Raw genomic sequence first — 21,846 nt, 5'->3', positions numbered from 1 at the left:
CCGGCCCGGCCGGTCCGGCGCCCGAAGACCGATGGGAACACCAACGAGGGGGACGGTGCTGTGTCCGACGGAAGGCTCCTTGCCGTCAGTGATCTGCATGTCGTGTACGACGAGAACCGCGCGCTGGTCGAGGCGCTGCGGCCGGACTCCGACGAGGACTGGCTGATCGTCGCCGGCGATGTCGCCGAGAAGTACGCCGATGTCGAGTGGGCGCTGCGGCTGCTCAGCGACCGGTTCGCCCGGGTGGTGTGGGCTCCCGGCAACCACGAGCTGTGGACACATCCCCAGGACCCGTGCGATCTGCGCGGCGAGAAGCGCTATCTCCATCTCGTCGAGCTGTGCCGGGAGCTGGGGATCTCCACGCCCGAGGACCCGTACCCGGTGTGGCGGGGCGCGGGCGGTCCGGTGGCGGTGGCGCCGCTGTTCGTGCTGTACGACTACTCGTTCCTGGCGCCCGGCGCGACCACCATGGAGGAGTCGCTGAAGGTGGCGACCGAGGCGGGCATCGTCTGCACCGACGAGCACTTCCTGCACCCGGACCCGTACGACGGAAGGGACGCCTGGTGCCGGGCCAGGGTCGCGGAGACCGAGCGCCGGCTCGCGGCCGTGGACCCGGCACTGCGTACGGTCCTCGTCAACCACTTCCCGCTGGTCCGCGAGCCCACCCGGGTCCTGCGCTACCCGGAGTTCGCGCAGTGGTGCGGCACCGAACTGACCGCCGACTGGCATGTACGGTTCCGGGCCGCGACGGTGGTGTACGGGCATCTGCACATCCCCCGGGTCACCTGGTACGACGGTGTCCGCTTCGAGGAGGTGTCGGTGGGCTATCCGCGCGAGTGGCGCAAACGCCCGCCCCGGGAGCCGCTGCGGCAGATCCTGCCGGTGCCGGCCGGCCGAGAGGGTGCCTGGTGATCGGGGAGATCCTGCCCGCCTCGGTGGCGGCCGAGGCGGCGTACGACGATATGGCGGCCGGGGCCGCTGACGCGCTGTTCCCGCAGGAGCGGGCCCATGTGGCGCGGGCGGTGCCCAAGCGGCAGCGGGAGTTCACCACCGTACGGTTCCTGGCCCGGCAGGCGCTGCACCGGCTGGGGCAGCCGCCCGTACCGCTGCTGCCCAACAAGCGGGGCGCGCCGCAGTGGCCGGAAGGCATCGTCGGCAGCATGACCCACTGCGACGGCTACCGCGCGGCGGTGGTGGCCCGGTCGGCGGGCGAGGACGCCACGGCGGCGCTGGGCATCGACGCGGAGCCCGACGCGCCGCTGCCGGAGGGCGTGCTGGAGGTCGTCACGCTGCCGTACGAGGCGGAGCGGATAGCGAAGCTGACGGAGCGTCATCCCGAGGTGAGCTGGGACCGGCTGATTTTCAGCGCCAAGGAGACCGTTTTCAAGGTGTGGTATCCGCTCATGGGCCGCGAACTCGATTTCTCCGAGGCGGACATCGACATCAATCCGGTCGAACGGACTTTTACGGCACGGCTTCTCGTACCGGGTCCTGTGGTGGGAAACCGCCGGCACGATGAATTCTCGGGACGCTGGACCGCCGGACGCGGGCTGGTGGCGACCGCTATCCATGTGCCTCTTGAGGCGCCCCTTGAGACGTCATAACCTTTTCATGAACACGCCAACAAAATGACGCTCTGGACTGCTATCCATGACGGGTCCATGCCCCCACCATTGGAGACGTATTTCCGTGCGTTCATTGAAGGCACTTTTCACCGTCCTGCTGGCATTGGTCGCGGCGGTCACGGTTTCGACCTCGGCACAGGCCGCGGACGGCAAGTACGTGGCGCTCGGCGACTCGTACGCCGTCGCCCCCGGCACCCGGACGTACGACGATCCGAACGCCGAATGCCGCCGCGGCCCGCTGGCCTACCCCCGGCTCTGGGCGGCCCAGCACCCGTCGGTCGCGTTCGTGGAGGCGTCGTGCTCCGGCGCCACCACGGCTGATGTGATCAGTACGCAGATCCCCCAACTGACGGCGGACACCACGCTGGTGACGCTCCAGGTCGGCGGCAACGATGTCGGTTTCGTCGATGTCCTGGCGAACTGCATCCTCACCATCGACGACCGGGACTGCGTCAACGGCGTCGAGCTGGCGAAGCAGGCCGCGCAGGCCTACCTCTCCCCGGCGCTCGCGCAGACCTACGCGGCGGTACGGGCCAAGGCGCCCAACGCGAGAGTCGTCGTCATCGGTTATCCGCGGCTCTACACCATTCGCGGCAACTGCGGAATTTTCGGATTGAGCGACACCGAGCGCTCGGCCATGAACTCGGCCGCCGACACTCTGGCGAGCATCATGTCCGCCCGTGCGGCCGAGGCCGGTTTCACATTCCTGGACGCCCGGCCGATATTCGACCCGCACACGCTCTGCTCGGGTGGCACCCCGTGGGTGACCAGCCTGGAATGGGACAAGATCAATGAGTCCTACCACCCGAATACGGCGGGGCACCGCGACGGGTATCTCGCGGCGCTGAAATCGCTCGTCGGCTGACCGGAAGCACCGGCCTCAACGAATAGCGCATAGCTCAAGGTGAGGGCGTTCCGCCACTTCGGCGGAACGCCCTCGCTGTTTTACGCCGACCGGCGGTCAGTGTGGTGCTTCGACGAGTTCGCCGCCGATTCCGCCGCTGTCGGCGCTCGATTCGTCCGGCTCATTGACGAGCATCTGGGAGGCGGCGAGTTCGCGGTAGAGCACATCGGCCTCCACCAGTTCCCGGTGGGTTCCCGCGGCACGCACCAGACCGTGTTCGAGCACCACGATCTGGTCCGCCTCGGTCACCGTGGACAGCCGGTGCGCGATCAGGATCACCGTGCAGCGCCGGGCCACCTGGTCCACCGCCTCCCGCAGTGCCCGTTCATTGCTCGCGTCGAGCTGGGCGGTGGCCTCGTCGAGCAGCAGCACCTCGGGCCGGCGCAGCAGGGCCCGCGCGATCGCCAGCCGCTGCCGCTCACCGCCGGAGAGGGTCACCCCGCGGTTGCCGACGGCGGTGCGCAGCCCGTCGGGAAGGCGGTCGATCAGAGTGTCGAGCCTGGTCAGCCGCAGGACCTCGGCGATCTCCCCGTCCGAGGCCCCGGTGGCCGCGTAACGGAGGTTGTCCTCGATCGTGCCCGCCATGACGGGCGACTCCTGCTCCACATACGCGATGCGCCGGCGCACCTCGGCGCGGGGGAGGGTGGCGATGTCGACGCCGTCGATGAGGATCCGGCCGGAGTCCGGCTCGTGGAAGCGTTGCAGCAGCGCGAACATGGTGGTCTTGCCCGCGCCGGAGAGTCCGACCAGCGCGGTCTGGGTGCCGCCGGGCACGGTGTACGAGATGCCGCGCAGGGCGGGCGCCCGGCCGGGGTACGAGAACCGTACGTCGCGGAACTCGACCGGCGGCGCGGCGGACGGACGCGCTCCCTCGACCTGCTGCTCACTGCCGGTGCCGGTGTCGGCGTTGCTACCGGTGTCGGTGGCGGTGTCGGTGTCGACGTCGTCCTCGACCGGCATGTGCTTGACCTGCTCGATACGGCCGACGGCGCCGAGCCCCTGTTGCAGCATGCTCAGCCCGGCGACCAGCGAGCCGACCGGGCTGGCCAGATAGAAGACGTACAGCAGGAAGGCTATCAGCGCGGACGCGTCGAGTCCGCCGGAGGCGACCAGCGCGCCGCCGACACCGAGCACGGCGAGGAACGCGGCCTGGATGGACACCCCCGACAGGACCTTGACCATCGCCACATAGCGGGCGCCGGTGAGGCCCGCGCGATAGGCGCCCTCGATCGCCTCGCCGGCGAGAGCGGTCTCCCTGCCCTCCGCGCCGTTGGCCTTCACGGTCCTGGCGGCGCCGAGCGTACGGTCCAGCGCGGCGCCCACGGCGCCGACCGACTCCTGCGAGCGGGCGACCGCCTCCCGGATCCGGGGCAGGACGAGCATCATGACCAGGGCGACGGCGAGCAGGACACCGGCGGTCACCCCGAGCAGTCCGAGATGCACCACGCCCATCAGGACCACCGCGCCGAGGATGCTGAGCACGCCGTTGGCGACCATCACCAGGCCCTCGGTGGCGGCGTTCTGCACCAGGGCGCTGTCGGAGGTCACCCGGGCGATGAGGTCGCCGGGCGGGCGGCGGTCCAGCTCGGGCACGCGCAGCCGGATCAGCCGGAACACCAGGTCGCGGCGGATCTGCCGGACCACGCGTTCCGAGGTCCGCTGCTGCCACCACGACTGGAGCCCGGTGAGCCCGGCGCCGAGCACCACGAGCGCCGCGAGCAGGATCACCGGCCCGAGCACCCCGCGCCCGTCACTGAGCCCGTCGAGCACATGCTGAGCCACCAGCGGCTGCACCAGCCCGGCGGCACTGGCCGCGAGCACGAGCAGCAGGGTCGCACTCAGCACGGCCCGATGGGGCCGCGCGTAGCGAAGCAGGACTCGCAGCGGTGCGACGGTCTCGGGCGGCGCGTCGGGGGCGGTGGGGGGTACCGCGGTGGGTGGGGGAGCGGTCGTCATGGAGAGGATCCCGGGGGTCGCGGGCAGATGTTCCGGCGGGGCGGGGCGGTTCAGCGGGAAGAGGGGGCGGGTTCGGCCGGTACGGGCACGGGTCCGGGTCCGACAGCGGGCGCGGACTCCGGTCGTACAGCGGCGGTTTCGGCACGGACCACGCCGGACTCGGCCCGCACGTTGGCAGGTTCAGCTCGTACGGAGGCGGGTTCGGCACGGACCACCCCGGACTCGGCCCGCACAGGCACGTGTTCGGCTCGCGCAGGTACGGGTTCGCCCCGTACGGGGGCGGGTTCGGCTCGTACAGGGGCGGACTCCGGTCGTACCGAGCCTTGTTCGGGTGCCACCGGCGCCGCGTTCCGCGCGCTCACCAGGACCAAGGCCTCCCCCGCTGTCCGTTCCAAGTGGTCGGCGGCGGCCGACTGGCCGCCCGCCTCGCGCAGTGAGCGGCCGATCGCCTCGGCCGCCGAGCGGTGGCTGCCCGCCGGGTCCAGGACCGTTTCGATCGCCGCGGCCAGCCGCTCCGCGTCCACTCGGCCGAAGCGGACCCGTACACCCGCGCCCGCGTCAACGACCTGGCCGGCGACGATGGGCTGGTCGTCGCGGATCGGGGCGAGGACCAGAGGCAGGCCGTGCCAGAGCGACTCACAGACCGTGTTGTGACCGGCGTGGCAGACGACGGCGTCCACCCGTGCCAGCAGGTCGAGTTGGGGAACGTGCTCACGGACCAGTACGCCCGGCGGCACCGACGCCAGCGTGTGGCCCGGGTCGACCACCACGCCCTGCACCCGGTCACGCAGGCGGTCCAGCGCCGTGACCGCCTCGGCCAGGAACCGTCCGCCCGCGTCCGCGTTGGCCGTACCGAGCGAGACGAGCACCGTGGAGCGCGCGGGATCCAGCTCGTCCCAGGGGAAGTCCGAGCGGTCCGCGCGCGGCGCGATGGCCGGGCCGACCAGATACGTCCGCTCGTGCGGCAGCGGCGCGTCGCCGAGCAGCTCGCGTCCGGTGAACGCGATGACGCCGTGCGGCGAGAACCGGGGATCGCCCGTGCGCGCGGGATCACCGATCCGCGAGCGCAGTCCGCCCAGCAGCTCGTGGAGCCAGGCCCCCACCTTCGGCATCCCGCCCAGCGGGTCGACGAGTTCGGCCGAGGTGGTCGCGGAGGTGACATGGACGATCCCGCGCCGCTCGGCGACCAGCGCGCCCGCCACGGCGTGCTGGTCGGTGAGGACGAGGTCCGGCCGGAACGAGTCGATCGCCGCCTCGACACCCGGCGCCATCGCGTCCGCGAGCGGTACGAAGAACTCCGCCCACAGGAAGCGGAACGCGGCGGGCCCGGTCAGCCCCGGCGGCCGGCTCAGTCCGCCGCCGGGCACCACGCAGTCGTACACCGTGGCCTCCGCGCCCGCCAGCCGCCTGATCTGGCCGGCGTGACCGGCCCACGCCACCTCGTGGCCGCGCCGTACCAGCTCGTCCGCGACCCCGACCAGCGGGTTGACATGCCCGACGAGCGGCGGGACGACCAGTAGGAAACGGGTCACAGCACCGCACCGGCCAGAGTGTGTTCCCGTACCCAGTCCAGGATCAGTTCCCGGGTCTCCTCGGTCCGCTCGACCAGTACGGAGTGCCCCTGCTCGGTGAGGACGACCGTACGGCAGGACGCCAGCTTGGCCTCCAGGCCGGGCACCTGGGCGCTGAGCCCGGACTCGTCGCCGAAGATCGCCAGCACCGGACAGCCGAGCGCACCGAGGTCGTCGCCGATGACCCGCCCGGCCGGGATGTCCTCGGCGAGCGTGGTGGTACGGAGGATCCGGCTCGCGCCCCGGGAGAGCCGGGCGGTGTGCGCGCCGTGCTTGGCCGAGATCCAGCTTATGACCTCTTCGCGGGCCAGCCGGTTCTTGGCGTCCGCGAGGCCGTCGGCCATGTGCCGGGTCCACTCCTCGACCGGCGGCTCGGACTCGATCATGGTGACCGTGGCGACCCGGTCGGGGTGCCACGCGGCGAGGGCGGCGGCGACCGTACCGCCGAAGGAGTTGCCGACCACATGCACCCGGCGCCGCTCGTCCAGCGCGTCCAGCAGTCCGACGAGGTCGGCCACGAAGGACTCCAGCCGGTAGCCGGTGGCGGGCCGGTCGCTGCGGCCGTGCCCCCGCAGGTCGTACATGATCACGTCATGGCCCGCCGCGGCGAAGTCCGGGCCGAGGGTGAAGTAGTAGCTGGCGAGGCTGTCGGTGAGCAGGCCGTGCACGAACACGACCACGGGCGGCTCGCTCCCGTCCGCGGGCCGGACCGCCGCGGGCAGCCGCTGGACATGCGTGGTGATCTCGCCGGTGCTGATCTTGGCCATGGGTCAGCCCTCCGTACCGGCGCGCAGGGACGCCGCGACATAGTCGGCCAGCTCACCGACGGTGAGCGCGATGATCTCGTCGAGTTCCAGATCGGCGATGAAGAGGGCGACATTGACCTGGTCGCCGTAGTGCTCGCGCAGCGACCCGGCGAGCGTCACGAGATCGATGCTCTCCAGTTCGAGATCGTCGTGGAAGGTGGTCTCCCGGGTGATCTCGGCGTCGTCGAGGCCGTCCTCCGCCAGCAGGTCGCGCAGCATGTCCGCGATGTCCGCCAGTACGGCGGCGTCGTCGGTGCGGGATGGCGTACGCTCCCCCGGCTCCGCGGTCGCGAAGCCGATCGCCTCAGTGCTCATCAGAACTCTCCTGTCGTGTTGTCACCGGTTGTCGTGGGGTCACCGGTCGTCCAGGCGACGACGTACCGCCGCTCGGGCAGTCCCCGTGGATTGGTCACGTGCCGTACGCGCACCTCGTACGACTGGCCTTCGGTCACCACGCGGAGCCGGTCGTGCTCCGCGGCGACCACGCGGAACGCGGCCGGCCGCCCGCCCAGCCCCGTGCCGCGCGCCTTGGCGACGGCCTCCTTGGCCGTCCAGAACCGGGTGAGCCACTCCGCGCCGCTCTCCGCGGATCCGGCCACCAGGCGGTCGAGGAGGGCGAGTTCGGCCGGGCCGCACACGGTCTCCGCGGTGGACCTCGGCTGTTCGGCGATCTCCTCGATGTCGATCCCGCAGGGCCCGCGCCGGGCGATCGCCACCCCGCTCTCGCGGCAGTGCGCGATCGACACGGTCAGCTCGCCGGTCTCGCGCCCGTGCACGCCGTGGACGAGGGGGCGGCCGGTGGTGTCGTTGGCGACGGCGATCTCGGCGGGGTAGATCTCGCCCTCGCCCTCCTGCCAGAGCAGTCCGCGCACCGCGTCCTTGGCGGCGATCCGCCCGAGCAGCCACTGACGTCTGCGGACGGGCGGCAGCGCCTCGTAGCGGGCGCGCTCGGCGCCGCCGAGCACATTCCGCATCATCAGTTCGCGGGTTGCCAGGTCGGGCCACCGCTCGTACACCAGCGACCAGTCCCCGGGTTCGGTCGTGGAGAGCGTGTTGCTGCCGGGGAAGCGGTCCACCGCGCGGATATTGGGGTCGGTGTCGAAGCGGCGGTCCTGCCAGCCGGTGAACTCGGCCCAGACCCGCCCGTCCCTGGTGAGCTGCATGTCCGCGGTGAGGGTGAGGGGGGCGACCTCGGTGATACGGATCGCGCACTCCAGCCGCTCGCCCGGGCGCGGGTCGGGACCGTGGAAGCGGATACGGTCCATCGCCACCGGGAACACCGTGGTGCGCTCGGTGAGCGTGGCCATGATCCAGTAGCCGAGGAGCTGCCCGACATTGTCCAGCAGCGCGCCGGGCGCCTCCGGGGCGGTGATGACTCCCCGCACGTGCAGATCGCCGATGGCGGTCAGCTCGCTGACGCCCTGGAAGCGCGGGCCGTGGAACATCCACCGCTCGCTGTAGAGCTGTTCGGCCCGCATCTCCGGGGTCCGTTCGGCGGCCGGGTCGACCGGCCAGGCCCGCGGGGGCGCCGGGTGGCGGTCCGCCAGCTCGACCACCGCGCGGGAGAAGCCGGTGAGGCTCACCTCGACCCGGTCGGGCGCGAGCCGCCGTATCTGCACCGGCACATCGGCGGCGGGTATGGCCTCGATCCACTTCAGCAGCCGTACGTCGTGGACGGCGACCGCGCGCATGTCGGGGACGGCTTGTTCGGCGATCCGCATGAGATGCCCGATCACGGTGGTCGCGGGCACGATCGGCCAGCGGTCCGCGTCGTCGGGCCAGCCGGGACGCTGCCGGAAGAAGCAGTGATCGAGGAGGTACGGCATCTCGGCGACGTCCACGCGCAGTACGGCGGGGACGGACGGCGGCCGGGCGGCGGGCAGGGCCGGCCGGGCGGGCGGAGCGGGCGGCATCGGAGGGGCGGGGGGACGGACCCGGGCGGGCGGGGCGCTCCGGCGGGCGGCGCCCGCGCCGATCAGTTCACTGGCGGTGGCGGCCGTGTCCTGGAGGAGCGCGGCCAGTTCGACGGCGACCGGGAAGCGGGCGCCCGCCCGGCCCAGCAGTTCCAGCGCGCCGCCGTCCGCGACGGCGGCGGTACGGGTGGCCGTCGCGCCGAGGACCCCCCGGGCCTCCTCGGGCAGCGACACCAGGGCCCCGCCGAGATCCAGTCGGACTCCCCCGGCCCTACTGCCGGACGGGCGCCGCTCCTTCGCCGGGGCCGACACGCGGCCGGTTTCCAGCAGGGGGGCGACATCGGGTGCCGCACCGTCCACCCAGAGCGCGGTCACCACCCGGCGGAGCTGCGCCAGACTGTCCCGGGCCGTGGAGTGCGCGGAGACGACCAGCCGGTCCCTGCCCGCCAGGGTGTCGTCGATCAGCGAGCCGAGCTGGCCCGCGCCGAGCTGTACGAAGGCGCGGTATCCGGCGTCGTGCATGGCCGAGATGAGCTGCCGGAACCGTACCGGTTCGAGGAGATGCCGTACGAACAGCTCCCGTACGGCGGCCGGTTCGTCCGGGAAGCGCGCCGCGGTCGTCGCCGACCAGACCGGGGTGGTCTGCGGATGCAGGGTGTACGTCTCGGCGGCGCGCCGGATCGGGCCGAGGTACGGCGCGAGCATCGGGGTGTGGAATCCCGAGCGGAACGGCAGCACCTGCCCGATCACGCCTCTGGTCCTGAAGAGCTGGACCAGGGCGGTCACGGCCTCCTCGGGGCCGCAGATCATCGACTGGTTGGGCGCGTTGTCGTGCGAGAGCACCACGTCCGTACGCCCGTCCAGTTCGGCGAGGACCTGGTCGGCGGGCATCCCGAGGACTCCGAAGACCGCGCCGGGCACGCGCAGCGCGTCCGGGTCGAAGTCCGCGAGGAAGGCGTCGACCTCAGCGGCGGAGTGGATACCGCCGCAGGCCATCGCGGTCCACTCGCCCACGCTGTGCCCGGCGACCGCGTCGGGGACGACGGCGAGCCTGCGCAGCGCGGTGTCCAGCATCCGGCCGAGCTGGAAGACGGCAGCGCCGTGCCGTCCGACATCGCCGACGCGGGTGTCCCGCCCCGGGCGCCAGTCGAGGCCGAACCGGTCGGCCAGTTCGTCCACCTGGGCCTCGAACTCGGCCTCCAGACCGGGGAAGACGAACGCCGTCCGCCCGCCGGCCGGGCCCAGCAGCGGGCTCGGGCTGAACCACACATCGCTGCGTCCACGCCAGGGAGTGCCCTTGGCGACCGCCTTCCTGGCCAGCTTCAGCCGGCGCGCGGTCGGGTCGACGATGCCGAGCCTGACCGGGCCCGCCCCGGGGCGCGCTCGTCGAGCCCGGCCGCCAGGACCGCGGAGTCGTCGGTGTCGAGCAGCGCGGCCAGCTCCGCCGGGTTCCGCGCGGCGAGCCGCAGCACCCGCTCGGGCTCGCTGACCGTCGTACGCGGCGAGCGGACCGTACGGGCGGCCGAAGCGGCCGGCTGCTCCAGGACGACATGGGCGTTGATGCCGCCGAAGCCGAAGGCGTTGACGCCCGCCCTGCGCGGTGTGCCGGTGGGAGAGTCCTCCCACTTCCTGGCCCGCGCCAGCGGCTCGAACCGGGTGGCCTCCAGCGCGGGGTTGGGCTCGTCGCAGTGCAGGGTCGGCGGCAGCACGCCGTGGTGGACGGCGAGCGCGGCCTTGATCAGTCCGGCGATCCCGGCGGCGGGCATGGTGTGCCCGATCATCGACTTCACCGAGCCGATGGCGGCGCGTTCGCCCGTCGCCGGGCCGAACACCTCGGTGAGTGTGGTCAGTTCGGCCCGGTCTCCGGCGACGGTGGCGGTGCCGTGCGCCTCCAGCAGCCCGATGGCGTCGGCGGCCCGTGGGTCGAGTCCCGCCGCGTCCCAGGCCTGCCGGACCGCGCGGACCTGGCCGCCGGGGTCGGGGTTGAGGAGGCTGGCGGAGCGGCCGTCGCTGGCCACGCCGGTCCCGGAGATCACCGCGTACACCCGGTCGCCGTCGCGCTCCGCGTCCACGAGCCGCTTGAGCACCACAACTCCGGTGCCCTCGCCGATGAGGACCCCGTCCGCGTCGCGGTGCAGCGGACGGATCCGCTCGCTCGGGGAGAGCGCCCCGAGCTGGTTGAACACACTCCACAGCGTGATGTCGTGGCAGTGGTGCACCCCGCCCGCCAGCATCACGTCGCAGCGCCCGGAGGCCAGTTCACGTACCGCGTGGTCGACCGCGACCAGCGAGGAGGCGCAGGCCGCGTCGACGGTGTAGGCGGGGCCGCGCAGATCGAGCCGGTTGGCGACGCGCGAGGCGGCCAGATTGGGCACCAGACCGATCGCCGACTCGGGCTGTTCGGGCCCGAGTTGCCCGGCGAAGGCCGCCCTCACCTGCTCGATGCGGTCCTCGCCGAGTTCGGGCGCCAGCTCGCGGAGCGTACGGACAAGCTGGCCCGCCGTCCGTACCCGCTGGTCGAGCCGGACCAGACCGGGCGTCAGATAGCCGCCCCGGCCCAGTACGATCCCGGCGCGCTGCCGGTCGGCGGGGAGTACGGGCTCGCCGCCCGCGTCCTCGATGGACCGGTGGGCGACCTCCAGCGCGATGAGCTGGTCGGGCTCCGTGCCGGCCACGGAGGCGGGCATGATGCCGAACCGGGCGACGTCGAACTCGGTGTCCTGGTCGACGAATCCGCCGCGCCCGCAGTACACCCGGTCGCTGCGCCGCGGCCCGCCGGGGGCGTAGAACTCCGCGTCCCACCGGTCGGCGGGCACGTCCGTGATCGAGTCGACCCCGTTGACGATGTTGTGCCAGTAGCGGTCCAGGTCACCGGCGCCCGGGAAGAACGCGGCCATGCCGACGATCGCGACGGGCGCGGCGGCCCGTGTGCGGTCCGGCGCGGCCGCTGTGCGGGACGGCCCGGACTGGGTACGGGAGGGCACGGCGGTCACCAGCCCGACGCGGTGTAGACCGTGGCGTGCACCCCGGGCGCGCCCCAGGCCAGTTCGCGCAACAGGCTCAGCGGCCCTTCCTCGGGGTCGATCAGCTTGATCCCGCGGGCCGCGTACGAGCGCATCAGCTCGGCGGTGACCATGCCACCGTTGGTCTCCGAGGCCGCCCAGGGACCCCAGTGGACGGTCAGACCGCGCCGGTCCCGGGTGGACCAGCGGCGACCCAGCTCTTCCAGGGCGTCGTTGGCGGCGGCGTAGTCGGACTGGCCACGGTTGCCCAGGGCGCCCGCGATGCTGCCGAAGAGGACCGCGAAGCGGGGGCCTTCGGGCAGGGTGTCCACGGCGTCGAGGACCGCGCGGGCACCGGCCACCTTGGTGGTGAAGACCCGGCGGAACGACTCGACCGGCTTCTCGGCGATCAGTTTGTCCTCGATGACGCCGGCCGCGTAGACGACTCCGTCCAGCCTGCCGTGCTCGGTGTGGATGTCCTTGACCGCGGCGCGGACCGCCTCGGTGTCGAGGACGTCGACGCAGTGGTAGCGGACCCGGCTGCCGAGCGCCCGCAGGTCCGCGACCGTCCTCCGCACCTCGCGCGCGGCGAGTACGGCGGAGACACGGCGCTCGACCTCGGCGGGCGAGGTCATCCCGGAGCGGAGGAAGGCGGCGCGCAGCGCGTCGCGGTCCGCGGCCCCGGCGGTCGCCGGGTCCTCGGTCTCCGCCGGTACGGGCGTACGGCCCATCAATTCGATCCGGCACCGGCCGGCGGCGGCGATCGTACGGGCGAACCTGGCCGTGATCCCGCGGGCGCCGCCGACGAGCAGGACGACCGCGTCCCGGTCGAGCCCGGCGGCCTCGGCCTCGGCGACACCGTCACCGGCCGGGCCCGCGCCGGTCGCGGCGAGCGCGCCCAGGTCGGTGGGGGTGAGCCGCAGGGCGCGCCGGGTGCTGCCGTCGGTGAGGACGACCGGTTCGCGGTCGGTGGCGGCGAGTTCGGTGGCGAGGGCCTCGGCGACCGCCGCGTGACCGGCGTCGGGCGCCACTTCGACCAGGGTCGCGGTGAGCTCGGGATATTCGCGGGCGACGCTGCGGAAGAAGCCGCGCAGCCCGCTGGCCGCGCCCTCGGTCCTGTGCTCGACGGAGAGCAGCCGCCGCGGGGCGTCGGCGAGCACGGCCCGGAAGAGGGGGAATGCCTCGGGCAATGGCGCGTCGGCCGAGACCAGGGCGTCCAGATGGATCACGGCGTCGGCGGTGGTCCCGGGCAGCTCTCCGGCGGGTACGAGCATGGGTACGGCTCCGGCGGCGCGAAGCCGCTCGGCCACGACCGGGGCCAGCTCACCGCCGCCCAGCAGCAGGACCGTACTGCCGTCCGGGATGGAGCCGGTCACCTCGGGCAGCTCGGCCTCGGTGAACTCCAGCCGCTGCGGGGCCAGGATCTCGGCCTCCACGGTGGCCTGTTCTGCGGGCGGGGCGGGGGCGGTCGGTGTGGCGGGAGCGGCAGCCGTCTCGTCCGGACCGGCGAGCAGTGTGACGAGAAGTCCGGCGATCCCCGCGGCGGTACGAGCGGCGCTCAGGCCGTCGAGATCGGCGCCGGAACCGGCCGGGAGACCCAACCGGACCGCCAACTCACCGGCGATCTCAGCCCGCTTGATCGAATCCACACTCAGATCCGCCTCAAGATCAAGCTCCGGCTCGATCATCTCCACCGGATAACCCGTACGCTCGGCCACCACCGCCAACACCGAACCCAGCACAGCCTCACGATCCATCGCGGGCGGCGAGCCCACGACCGCGGGAGCCGTCGCGACGGCGGCGGGCGACGCCCCCTCGCCGAACGCGCCCACCAGCAGCGCGGCGATTCCGGCGGCGGTACGTGCAGCGCTCAGACCGTCCAGATCGGCACCCGAACCGGCCGGAAGACCCAACCGGACCGCCAACTCACCGGCGATCTCAGCCCGCTTGATCGAATCCACACTCAGATCCGCCTCAAGATCGAGTTCGGGCTCGATCATCTCCACGGGGTAGCCGGTCCGCTCGGCCACGACGGCCAGTACCGAGCCGAGGACGGCCTCCCGGTCCATGGCAGGCGGTGCGACCATCACGGACGCGGCGACGGCCGCTTGTGGAAGAGGCGCGGGAGGCAGTGCGGTGGGGGCGGTGAGCGCGGGGGCCGCCGCCGCGTAGGCGAGCGGCCGGCCGACGGGCTCGGCGGACGGCAGAGCCGCCGGCCCGCCCAGATAGCTCAGCATCACATCACGCTGCGCCGCCACCAGATCCCGGCTGGTGCGCAGGAACTCGGCGACAAGGGCGTCCGGCCCGGACGCGGCGGCGCCGTGGGGGGCGTGGTTCTCCGGCACGATCAGCTCCGTAACAGCTCTGGCGGGGTGGAGGGCGTTGGCGGGGATGGTGCCGTCGGCGCGGCGGACGAGCTGGCCGTCCACGGTCCAGCCCGCGGGCCGGTCCGCGGTGGCGGTCTCGGGGTCGACCGCGTCCCGGCCCTGGAAGAGCCGGCCGGTACGGAGATCCGCCCCGCCGACGGCGAGCTGCGCCAGGGCGGTGAGGAAGCCGGTCAGCCCCGCTCCGGGCGCCCGGCCGCCGTCGAGCGGAACGGTGCGGTGCGGACGGTCGCCCAGAACTGCGGAGACCAGCCGGCTCAGTACCCGGCCCGGGCCCACCTCCACGAAGACACGGGCACCCGCCGCGTACATCGCCTCGATCTGCTCGGTGAACCGGACGGGCGCGCCGATCTGCGCGGCGAGCCCGGCCCGTACCGCCTCCGGAACGGCCGGGTACGGATCGGCCGTACGGTTCGCCCAGACGTCAAAGTCCGGCGCGTACACGGTCATCGAGGCAAGGCGCTCGGCGAAGGCGTCGCCCGCGCCGGCCAGCAGCGGGCTGTGGAAGGCACAGGCGACCTGGAGCGGCTTGGCGGAGTATCCGGCGTCCCGCAGCCGGGCGACCGCCTCGCCCATGGGCCCGGTCGGGCCCGAGATGACGGTCTGCTCGGGCGAGTTGTGGTTGGCGGCGACGACGGTCCCGGCCAGACCGGCCGCCCGCAGCACCTCCTCGACCTGTCCGGCCGAGGCGGTGACGGCCGCCATGGTGCCGGGATCGCCCCCTTCGACCTGGGCCAGGATGGCTTCGGCTCGGGCCGCGCTGGCAGTGAGGACATCCTGCGGCGCGAGCGCGCCCGCCACACCGAGCGCGACGAGTTCACCGTAGCTGTGGCCCGCGGCCATGGCCGGGCGTACGCCGAGGGAGGCCAGCAGATCGGCGGCGGCCAGTTCGACGATGCCGAGCGCGGGCTGGGCGACGGCGGTGTCGGTGATACGGGCGAGCTGGGCGGCCCTGCCCTCCTCGTCGAAGGCGGCGGGCGGGTAGAGCGTGTCGGCCCAGCGGGCGCCGAGCTGGAGGTAGCGCTGCAACTCGGGGAAGGCGACGAACAGTTCGGCCAGCATGCCGGGGCGCTGGCTGCCCTGCCCGGGGAAGAGGAAGGCCAGTTCACCGGCCGCACCGGCAGGGCCCTCGCTCGCGCCGGTGGGCTCTTCCGCCGTGTGGAGCCCGGCCTTCGGGTCCTGCTCCCCCTCGGCGGCCCGGCGCAGCAGCTCCGCGAGTCCGTCGAGGCTGTCGGCGACCAGGGCGATCCATACGCGCTCGCCCCGCCCGGCCGCCTGGTCGCTGCGGTGCGCCGCATGGCGCGCGTAGTCGCGCAGCCGCCATGCCCCGCCGCGCCGTACGAGGTCCAGCAGGGCGCGCGCGGACCGGCGGGCCGCCTCGGCGTCCCTGCCGCGGAAGGTGAGGAGTTCGGCCGGCCAGGTGTCCAGGGTGTGCGCGGCCGGCGGCTGATCGTACGCGCGTAGAACGACATGGAAGTTCGTACCGCCGAAGCCGAAGGCGCTGACGCCCGCGATGCGCTCCGCCGGTTCCGCGGCCCAGGGCCGGGCGGCGGTGTGGAAGACGAAGGGGCTGGTGTCGCCGTCCCAGGCCGCGTTGGGCTCCCGTACATGCAGCGTCGGCGGCTTCACCCCGTGGTGGAGTGCCAGGGTGGTCTTGATCAGCCCGGCGAGTCCGGCGGCGCACTTGGTGTGCCCGATCTGGGACTTGACCGAGCCGATGGCACAACTGGCGGGCCGTGCGCCGGCTTCGGTGAACACCTCGGTGAGTGTGGCGAGTTCGGTGCGGTCGCCGACGACCGTACCGGTGCCGTGGGCCTCGATCAGACCGACATCGGCGGGTGAGACCCCGGCGTTGCGGTAGGCGCGGGTGAGCGCGGCGCGCTGGCCGGCCGGGCGGGGCGCGGTCAGTCCGAGTGCGCGCCCGTCGCTGGCGCTGCCGACACCGTCGATCACCGCGTAGACGCGGTCGCCGTCGCGCTCGGCGTCGGCGAGCCGCTTGAGGACCACGCAGGCCACGCCCTCGCCGAGCGCGATGCCGTCGGCGGCGCCGTCGAAGGTGGCGGAGCGGCCGGTCGGGGAGAGCGCGTGCACGGAGGAGAAGAGCAGATAGTCGTTGATGCCGTTGTGCAGGTCGGCACCACCGCACAGGACCAGGTCGCTGGTGCCGGTGACGAGTTCCTTGCAGGCCACGTCGACGGCGGTGAGGGAGGAGGCGCAGGCCGCGTCGACGGTGTAGTTGGCGCCGCCGAGGTCGAGCCGGTTGGCGATCCGCCCGGCGATGACATTGGCGAGCATCCCGGGGAAGGAGTCCTCGGTGAGCCGGGGCAACTGCTCGTCGAGCGCGGCGGGGATGGTGCCGACGTAGCCGGGCAGCACCGTGCGCAGGGTGGTCGCGTTGGACAGATCGCTGCCCGCCTCCGCGCCGAACACCACGGAGGTACGGGCGTGGTCGGTGCCCGCGCCGTCGTATCCCGCGTCGGCCAGCGCCCGCCGTGCCGCTTCCAGCGCGAGGAGCTGTACGGGCTCGATGCTGGCCAGGGACGCCGGCGGGATGCCGTACCGCAGCGGGTCGAAGGGGATCTCCGGCAGGAAGCCGCCCCAGCGGGACGGGGTGCGCTCGCCGTCGCCGTCCGGCGCGTAGTACCGCTCGGCGTCCCAGCGGTGGGCCGGTACCTCGGTCACGCAGTCCTTGCCCGCCAGGATGTTGGCCCAGAACTCGGCGGTGTCGGGGGCGCCGGGGAACATGCCCGCCATGCCCACCACCGCGATCCGCAGCGGCGCGGGCGCGGGCTCCTCGGCGGTCCCGGTGGTGCCGGATACGGGGCGCAGCGCGGCGGCGCGGGCGCGCAGCCAGTCGGCGGCGCCGTCGGCGACGGAGTGGTGCAGCGCGGCGACGGTGGTGGTGGCGGAGCGCAGGACACAGACCTCGCCCGCCATGAACATGCCTTCGCTGTCCTGGCGTGCCTCGTCGACCGGGCGCAGTTCGTCGCCGACCCGCTCGATCCCCTTGCTGGCCAGCCGCAGCCGGCCGACGTTGAACCGCTCCAGCCGCTCCCAGATCTCCCGGTCGGGCACGCCCTGCTCGCGCAGTTCGTCCTTGAGGCCCGCGAAGTCCTCGGTGATGGCGCTGTGGGCACAGCGGGTGGCGTGTCCGGGCGCGGTCTCCAGCAGGTCGGTGCGCTCGGCGGCGACGATACGGCGCTGGAACAGCGGCTGGATCGCGCCGGCCGTGACGGCCTCTTCGGTGAAGAGGTACGCGGTGCCCATGAGCACTCCGAAGGCGACTCCGGCGCGGGTCAGCGGGGCGGCCAGGGCGGCGGCCATCGCGGCGGAGCGCTCGTCGTGGATACCGCCGGCGAAGAGCACCGTCAGCTCGCCGGCCGCCTCCGCTCCGGCCTCGGCGACGAAGTCGAGCAGGATGTCGGTCTGGGCCTCCCAGAGCGGGAAGCTGTTGCGCGGTCCGACATGCCCGCCGCACTCGGCGCCCTCGAAGATGAACCGGCGCGCCCCGGCGGCCAGGAACTGCCGCAGCAGGCCCGGCGAGGGGACATGCAGGAAGGTGGTGATGCCCTCCGCCTCCAGCGCGGCGGCCTGGGCGGGCCTGCCGCCCGCGATGATCGCGTGGGTGGGCTTCAGCTCGCGTACCACGTCGAGCTGCGCGGCCTTGATCTCCTCGTCGGCGAATCCGAGGATGCCGACTCCCCAGGGCGCGTCGCCGAGGGCTTCGCGGGTGCGCTCCAGCATCGAGCGGGTACGTTCCGCGCTCGCCAGCGCCAGCGCCAGGAACGGCAGTCCGCCCCCGGCGGCGACGGCGGCGGCGAACGCGGGCTCGTCGCTGACCCGGGTCATCGGCCCCTGTGCGACGGGGAGCCGGGTGCCCAGGGTCCGGGCGCCCGCCGATCCGGCGGCGAGCGCGGCGGCGGGCCGGTCGTCCTCGACGGCGGCGGTCATCGCCGCCCGGACACCGCGGACCGCCTCGCCCACGCTTCCCCAGCGCCGGGCGAAAGCGGCGGCGAGGAAGGCGTCCTGGCCGACCGGCAGGAACTGGGTGCGCAGATCGTCGCTGCCGACCCGGGCCGCGAACTCGGCCGGATCCGCGGGGAGTTCGGGGGCGCCGGGGCCCCGGCGGCGCAGTACGCGCGTCCCGTGGTGGAGCACGGTCTCCGAGCCGTCGAGCCCGGTGAGCGCGGCGGTGATCTCGGCGGGCAGCCCCGCCTCGTCGAAGAGCGCGAGCTGGGTGTCGAGGACGACACCCGCCGCGCCTCCGGCGACCGCGGCGGCGGCCGTGTGGGGTCCGATCCCGCCGCAGGCCCAGACCGGCAGGGTGAGCGACGGGTCGGCCAGTATTCGCTGCAACAGCACGAAGGTGCTCAACTCGCCCGCCCGGCCCCCGTTTTCGGCACCGCGGACGATCAGCCCGGAGGCCCCCGCGGCGGCGGCCCGGGCGGCGCCCGCCGGATCGGTCACCTCCACCAGGACCCGGCGGCCGGGGAATTCGGCGGGCGACCGCGCGGGGTCCGCCAGCAGCACGGTGTCCACCGGTCCGGGCAGGTCACTGTCGGTGGTGGGGCAGCCGGGCCGGATCCGGACCCCGAAGGGCAGCGACGACCAGCGGCAGGTGCGGTCGAGCGTGTCGGCGACGTCCCGGGGATCACCGGACAGTTCCAGCACGCCGGTCGCGCCCGATCGGGCGGCGACGGCCGTCAGCCGCGGCGACGGCCGGTGCAGCGGATTGACGACGATGACCGAGTGTGTCAGCGAGAAGTCAATGGACACGCCGGGCTCCGGCATCCGCATGAAGTCTCCCGAATCAGTGGGGGGGTTTACCGGCGGGTAGTTAACTGGCCCGGCTTCCCCGGGGTCAACCGGTCACACTCAGCGACCCATCACCCTCGGTAGATATGCAATCACTCCGAGTGGCGGAAGATTTTCGATGAGCCGACAGCAAAGGGACGTTTTTCAAGGGCGCCATCCCGGGCTCACATGCGCGATATCACGCTGTCATGCCAATGAAATGCAGAGTCTGCATTCGGGGCGATGCCTGTGCCGAAGGTCACAGCATCCCGGGTCCCCATTCGCCCCCTCGAAGGTAGCGCCTACGGGGCGTGACGTAACCCCCTCGGACGCGCAAAACTCTTTGAGCGCCGGGCATTTCGTCACGACCGAAGCAGATCGAACACTCGTATATCGGATATGCGAAACGGGATGACCGCGGTTGAGAAATGCGCTGCCCCTACCGCATTTCCATGAGAGCGAAGTGACCGCGCCGTTACGACTTGGCTACCGATGGGTAGGACATCGGTGGCCGCCGCCCAAGTCGCCGTCGGAGCAGGGGATTTGAGAGGTCTGCCGGCGGAAGGGGTGCCGCGTGTCCGTAGTACGGCCGCGCACCGTCGGCGTCCGCCGGACAGGCGCACCGAAGGAATGATTTCGGCCTCGGTCCCGGCCGGAACGGTACGCCGAGCACCGCCGCCCCGGGATGCCCCGGTGGGAAATCCACCGGACCGCGGTCCAACGCCCAGGAGAAAACCGCACGTTCGGGACGGAAAATCCGGGTGACGGTCCTCTCTCCGCCGTATCCCGGACTTCTTGTACCGGCCTTCCCGTCCCGGCTCCGGAACTCGGCGGTCATGTCCGGCTCCGTGCCGACGAGTGGTGTTTTCTGCCCACTGCGCGGGACAGCGGTATTTCCGGCCGGGCCGAGAAGTCCGTCTTCGGCCGACCGGACGTATACCGACATGCGGGTCCGTGCCCGGTCCGTGAGACTTGGCGGGGTGAAACGCGATCAGGACACGGATCGGAACACCGATCAGGACACCCCTGCCCCCGGCCGGCCCGACGAGGGCTATCTGCCGATCGCCGAACACGGTCTGATCGGGGATCTGCGGACCGCCGCGCTGGTCGGCACCGACGGGCGCATCGACTGGTTCTGCGCCCCCCGCTTCGACTCCCCCAGTGTCTTCGCGTCCCTGCTCGACACCGAACGCGGCGGTTTCTGGGACATCTCACCGATGTGTGACGGCGCCACCCGCAACCAGTTCTACTTCCCCGACACCAATATCCTGATCACGCGCATCCTCACCGGCGACGGCATCGTCGAGGTCCAGGACTTCATGCCGGTCGTACGGGAACGGGACCCGAAGCACCGCCAGCGTCTGGTCCGGCGGGTGGTCAATGTCCGGGGCCGGATGCGGCTCGCCGTACGGATCGCGCCGAGGCTGAACTACGGCCGCGACGCCCACCGGCTGGAGCGGATGCCCGACGGCGTGCGGTTCGTCGGCGAGTCCCTCACCCTCTGGCTGCGCTCCTCCGTACCCCTGGCCTTCGACGGCATGGACGCCCACGCGGAGTTCGAGCTCTTCGCGGGCGAGACCGCGCTGTTCGATCTGGAGACGGCCGGCGGGGCCGACGGCTCGGTGACGGAGCCCGATCCCTGCGCGGTCGACGCGGTCGCCGCCGAGGCGCTCTTCGAGTCCACCGTGGCCTTCTGGCGCCGCTGGCTGAGCCAGTCCACGTACACCGGACGCTGGCGCGAGACCGTCCACCGCTCGGCGCTGACCCTCAAGCTGCTCACCCATGAGCCCACCGGAGCGATCATCGCCGCGCCCACCATGGGGCTGCCCGAACAGGTGGGCGGCGCGCGGAACTGGGACTACCGGTACGTGTGGATCCGGGACGCCGCGTTCTCCCTGTACGCCCTGCTGCGGCTGGGCTTCACCCAGGAGGCGCAGGGATTCATGGACTGGCTGACCGACCGGCTGCGCAGCGCGGAGCCCGACGGCGCCGAGGGCCCGCTGCGTGTCGTGTACTCGATCGACGGACACGCCCATCTCCCGGAGGAGGAGCTCGGGCACCTCGACGGCTACCGGGGCTCGCGCCCGGTGCGTACCGGCAACAACGCCAGCGGTCAGCGCCAGCTCGACATCTACGGCGAACTGATCGACTCGATCTATCTGTTCAACAAGTACGGCATGGGCATCTCGCACGACAGTTGGACGGATCTGTGCGACATCCTGGAGTGGCTGATGGACCACTGGGACATCACCGACGAGTCCATCTGGGAGACCCGGGCCGGCCAGCAGCACCACACCTACTCACGGCTCATGTGCTGGGTCGCGGTCGAGCGCATGATCAGGATGGCGCGCCAGCGCGGGCTGCCCGGCAATCTGGTCCACTGGACCGCCGTACGGGACAGCATCTACCGGCAGATCATGGCGCGCGGCTGGAACCCCCGCGAGCGCGCGTTCGTGCAGCGGCTCGCCGGCGAGGACGGCCATGAGCCCGAGAACATCCTGGACGCCTCCCTGCTGCTGATGCCCATGGTCAAGTTCGTCTCGCCCATCGACCCGCGCTTCCTGTCGACCATCAGCGCGATCGGCGAGCGGCTGGTGGCGGACAGTCTGGTGTTCCGGTACGACCCGCAGCAGTCCCCCGACGGACTGATCGGCACCGAGGGCACCTTCTCCATCTGCTCGTTCTGGTGGGTGGAGGCGCTGGCCCGCGCCGGTGAGGTGGAGCAGGCACGGCTGGCGCTGGAGAAGATGTTCACGTACGCCAACCATGTGGGCCTGTACGCCGAGCAGATCGGGCTCACCGGTGAGCACCTGGGCAACTTCCCGCAGGCGTTCACCCATCTCGCCCTGATCAGCTCGGCGATCAATCTCGACCGTGCGATGGGGCGCTGA

The 21,846-nt window shown here is 72.5% G+C and carries 11 protein-coding genes; 4 read left to right on the top strand and 7 right to left on the bottom strand.

Going from position 1 to position 21,846, the window contains the following annotated elements; genetic code table 11:
- Positions 1-60 precede the first annotated feature (60 nt).
- The 3 genes from KQY30_RS34565 (at position 61) to KQY30_RS34555 (ending at position 2,490) form a co-directional block, all read left to right on the top strand.
- Positions 61-912, top strand: coding sequence for a metallophosphoesterase (locus tag KQY30_RS34565; protein WP_217310433.1), 852 nt, complete (start codon positions 61-63; stop codon positions 910-912).
- Positions 909-1,604 carry a 4'-phosphopantetheinyl transferase gene (locus tag KQY30_RS34560; protein WP_254407468.1) on the top strand — a complete coding sequence of 232 codons (696 nt, stop codon included), beginning with the start codon at positions 909-911 and terminating at the stop codon, positions 1,602-1,604. The genes KQY30_RS34565 and KQY30_RS34560 overlap by 4 nt, the downstream gene beginning before the upstream one ends.
- Before the next feature lie 85 nt (positions 1,605-1,689).
- A complete protein-coding gene (locus KQY30_RS34555; protein WP_254407467.1) occupies positions 1,690-2,490 on the top strand; it encodes an SGNH/GDSL hydrolase family protein in 801 nt (266 codons plus the stop codon).
- Between the two features lie 96 nt (positions 2,491-2,586).
- Here KQY30_RS34555 and KQY30_RS34550 read toward each other — a convergent pair whose 3' ends face one another.
- From KQY30_RS34550 to KQY30_RS34525, 7 genes are all read right to left on the bottom strand, one after another.
- Positions 2,587-4,485: an ABC transporter ATP-binding protein gene (locus KQY30_RS34550; protein WP_217310431.1), complete on the bottom strand. Its 1,899-nt coding sequence runs from the start codon at positions 4,483-4,485 to the stop codon at positions 2,587-2,589.
- A 50-nt stretch (positions 4,486-4,535) separates the two neighbouring features.
- Positions 4,536-6,017: a glycosyltransferase gene (locus tag KQY30_RS34545; RefSeq protein WP_217310430.1), complete on the bottom strand. Its 1,482-nt coding sequence runs from the start codon at positions 6,015-6,017 to the stop codon at positions 4,536-4,538.
- On the bottom strand, positions 6,014-6,823 hold the full coding sequence (locus KQY30_RS34540; protein ID WP_217310429.1) for an alpha/beta fold hydrolase: 810 nt from the start codon (positions 6,821-6,823) through the stop codon (positions 6,014-6,016). The genes KQY30_RS34545 and KQY30_RS34540 overlap by 4 nt, the downstream gene beginning before the upstream one ends.
- Positions 6,824-6,826: 3 nt before the next feature.
- Complete coding sequence (locus tag KQY30_RS34535) at positions 6,827-7,081, bottom strand: acyl carrier protein (protein WP_254407739.1); 255 nt, start codon at positions 7,079-7,081, stop codon at positions 6,827-6,829.
- Between the two features lie 95 nt (positions 7,082-7,176).
- Positions 7,177-10,044 carry a 4'-phosphopantetheinyl transferase superfamily protein gene (locus KQY30_RS37580; protein ID WP_367997467.1) on the bottom strand — a complete coding sequence of 956 codons (2,868 nt, stop codon included), beginning with the start codon at positions 10,042-10,044 and terminating at the stop codon, positions 7,177-7,179.
- 53 nt (positions 10,045-10,097) lie between these two features.
- Positions 10,098-11,768, bottom strand: coding sequence for a polyketide synthase (locus tag KQY30_RS37575; RefSeq protein WP_367997466.1), 1,671 nt, complete (start codon positions 11,766-11,768; stop codon positions 10,098-10,100).
- Positions 11,765-18,937 carry a type I polyketide synthase gene (locus KQY30_RS34525; protein ID WP_254407466.1) on the bottom strand — a complete coding sequence of 2,391 codons (7,173 nt, stop codon included), beginning with the start codon at positions 18,935-18,937 and terminating at the stop codon, positions 11,765-11,767. Before KQY30_RS34525 ends, KQY30_RS37575 begins: the two co-directional genes overlap by 4 nt.
- Positions 18,938-20,010: 1,073 nt before the next feature.
- Here KQY30_RS34525 and KQY30_RS34520 point away from each other — a divergent pair.
- Positions 20,011-21,846 (top strand): glycoside hydrolase family 15 protein, encoded by a 1,836-nt coding sequence (locus tag KQY30_RS34520; RefSeq protein ID WP_254407738.1) that lies wholly within the window; start codon positions 20,011-20,013, stop codon positions 21,844-21,846.

Origin of the sequence: Streptomyces sp. GMY02 (genome assembly GCF_019056675.1) — a bacterium.
GTDB classification, from domain to species: domain Bacteria; phylum Actinomycetota; class Actinomycetes; order Streptomycetales; family Streptomycetaceae; genus Streptomyces; species Streptomyces odonnellii.
Note: the sequence above shows the minus strand (reverse complement) of the source record. Positions and strands in the feature narration are given on the sequence as shown.

Bases quoted from the DNA above. Each gene is read 5' to 3' on its own strand.
- KQY30_RS34550 (WP_217310431.1), bottom strand. From the start codon at position 4,485: ATGACGACCGCTCCCCCACCCACCGCGGTACCCCCCACCGCCCCCGAC.
- KQY30_RS34540 (WP_217310429.1), bottom strand. From the start codon at position 6,823: ATGGCCAAGATCAGCACCGGCGAGATCACCACGCATGTCCAGCGGCTG.
- KQY30_RS34535 (WP_254407739.1), bottom strand. From the start codon at position 7,081: ATGCTGCGCGACCTGCTGGCGGAGGACGGCCTCGACGACGCCGAGATC.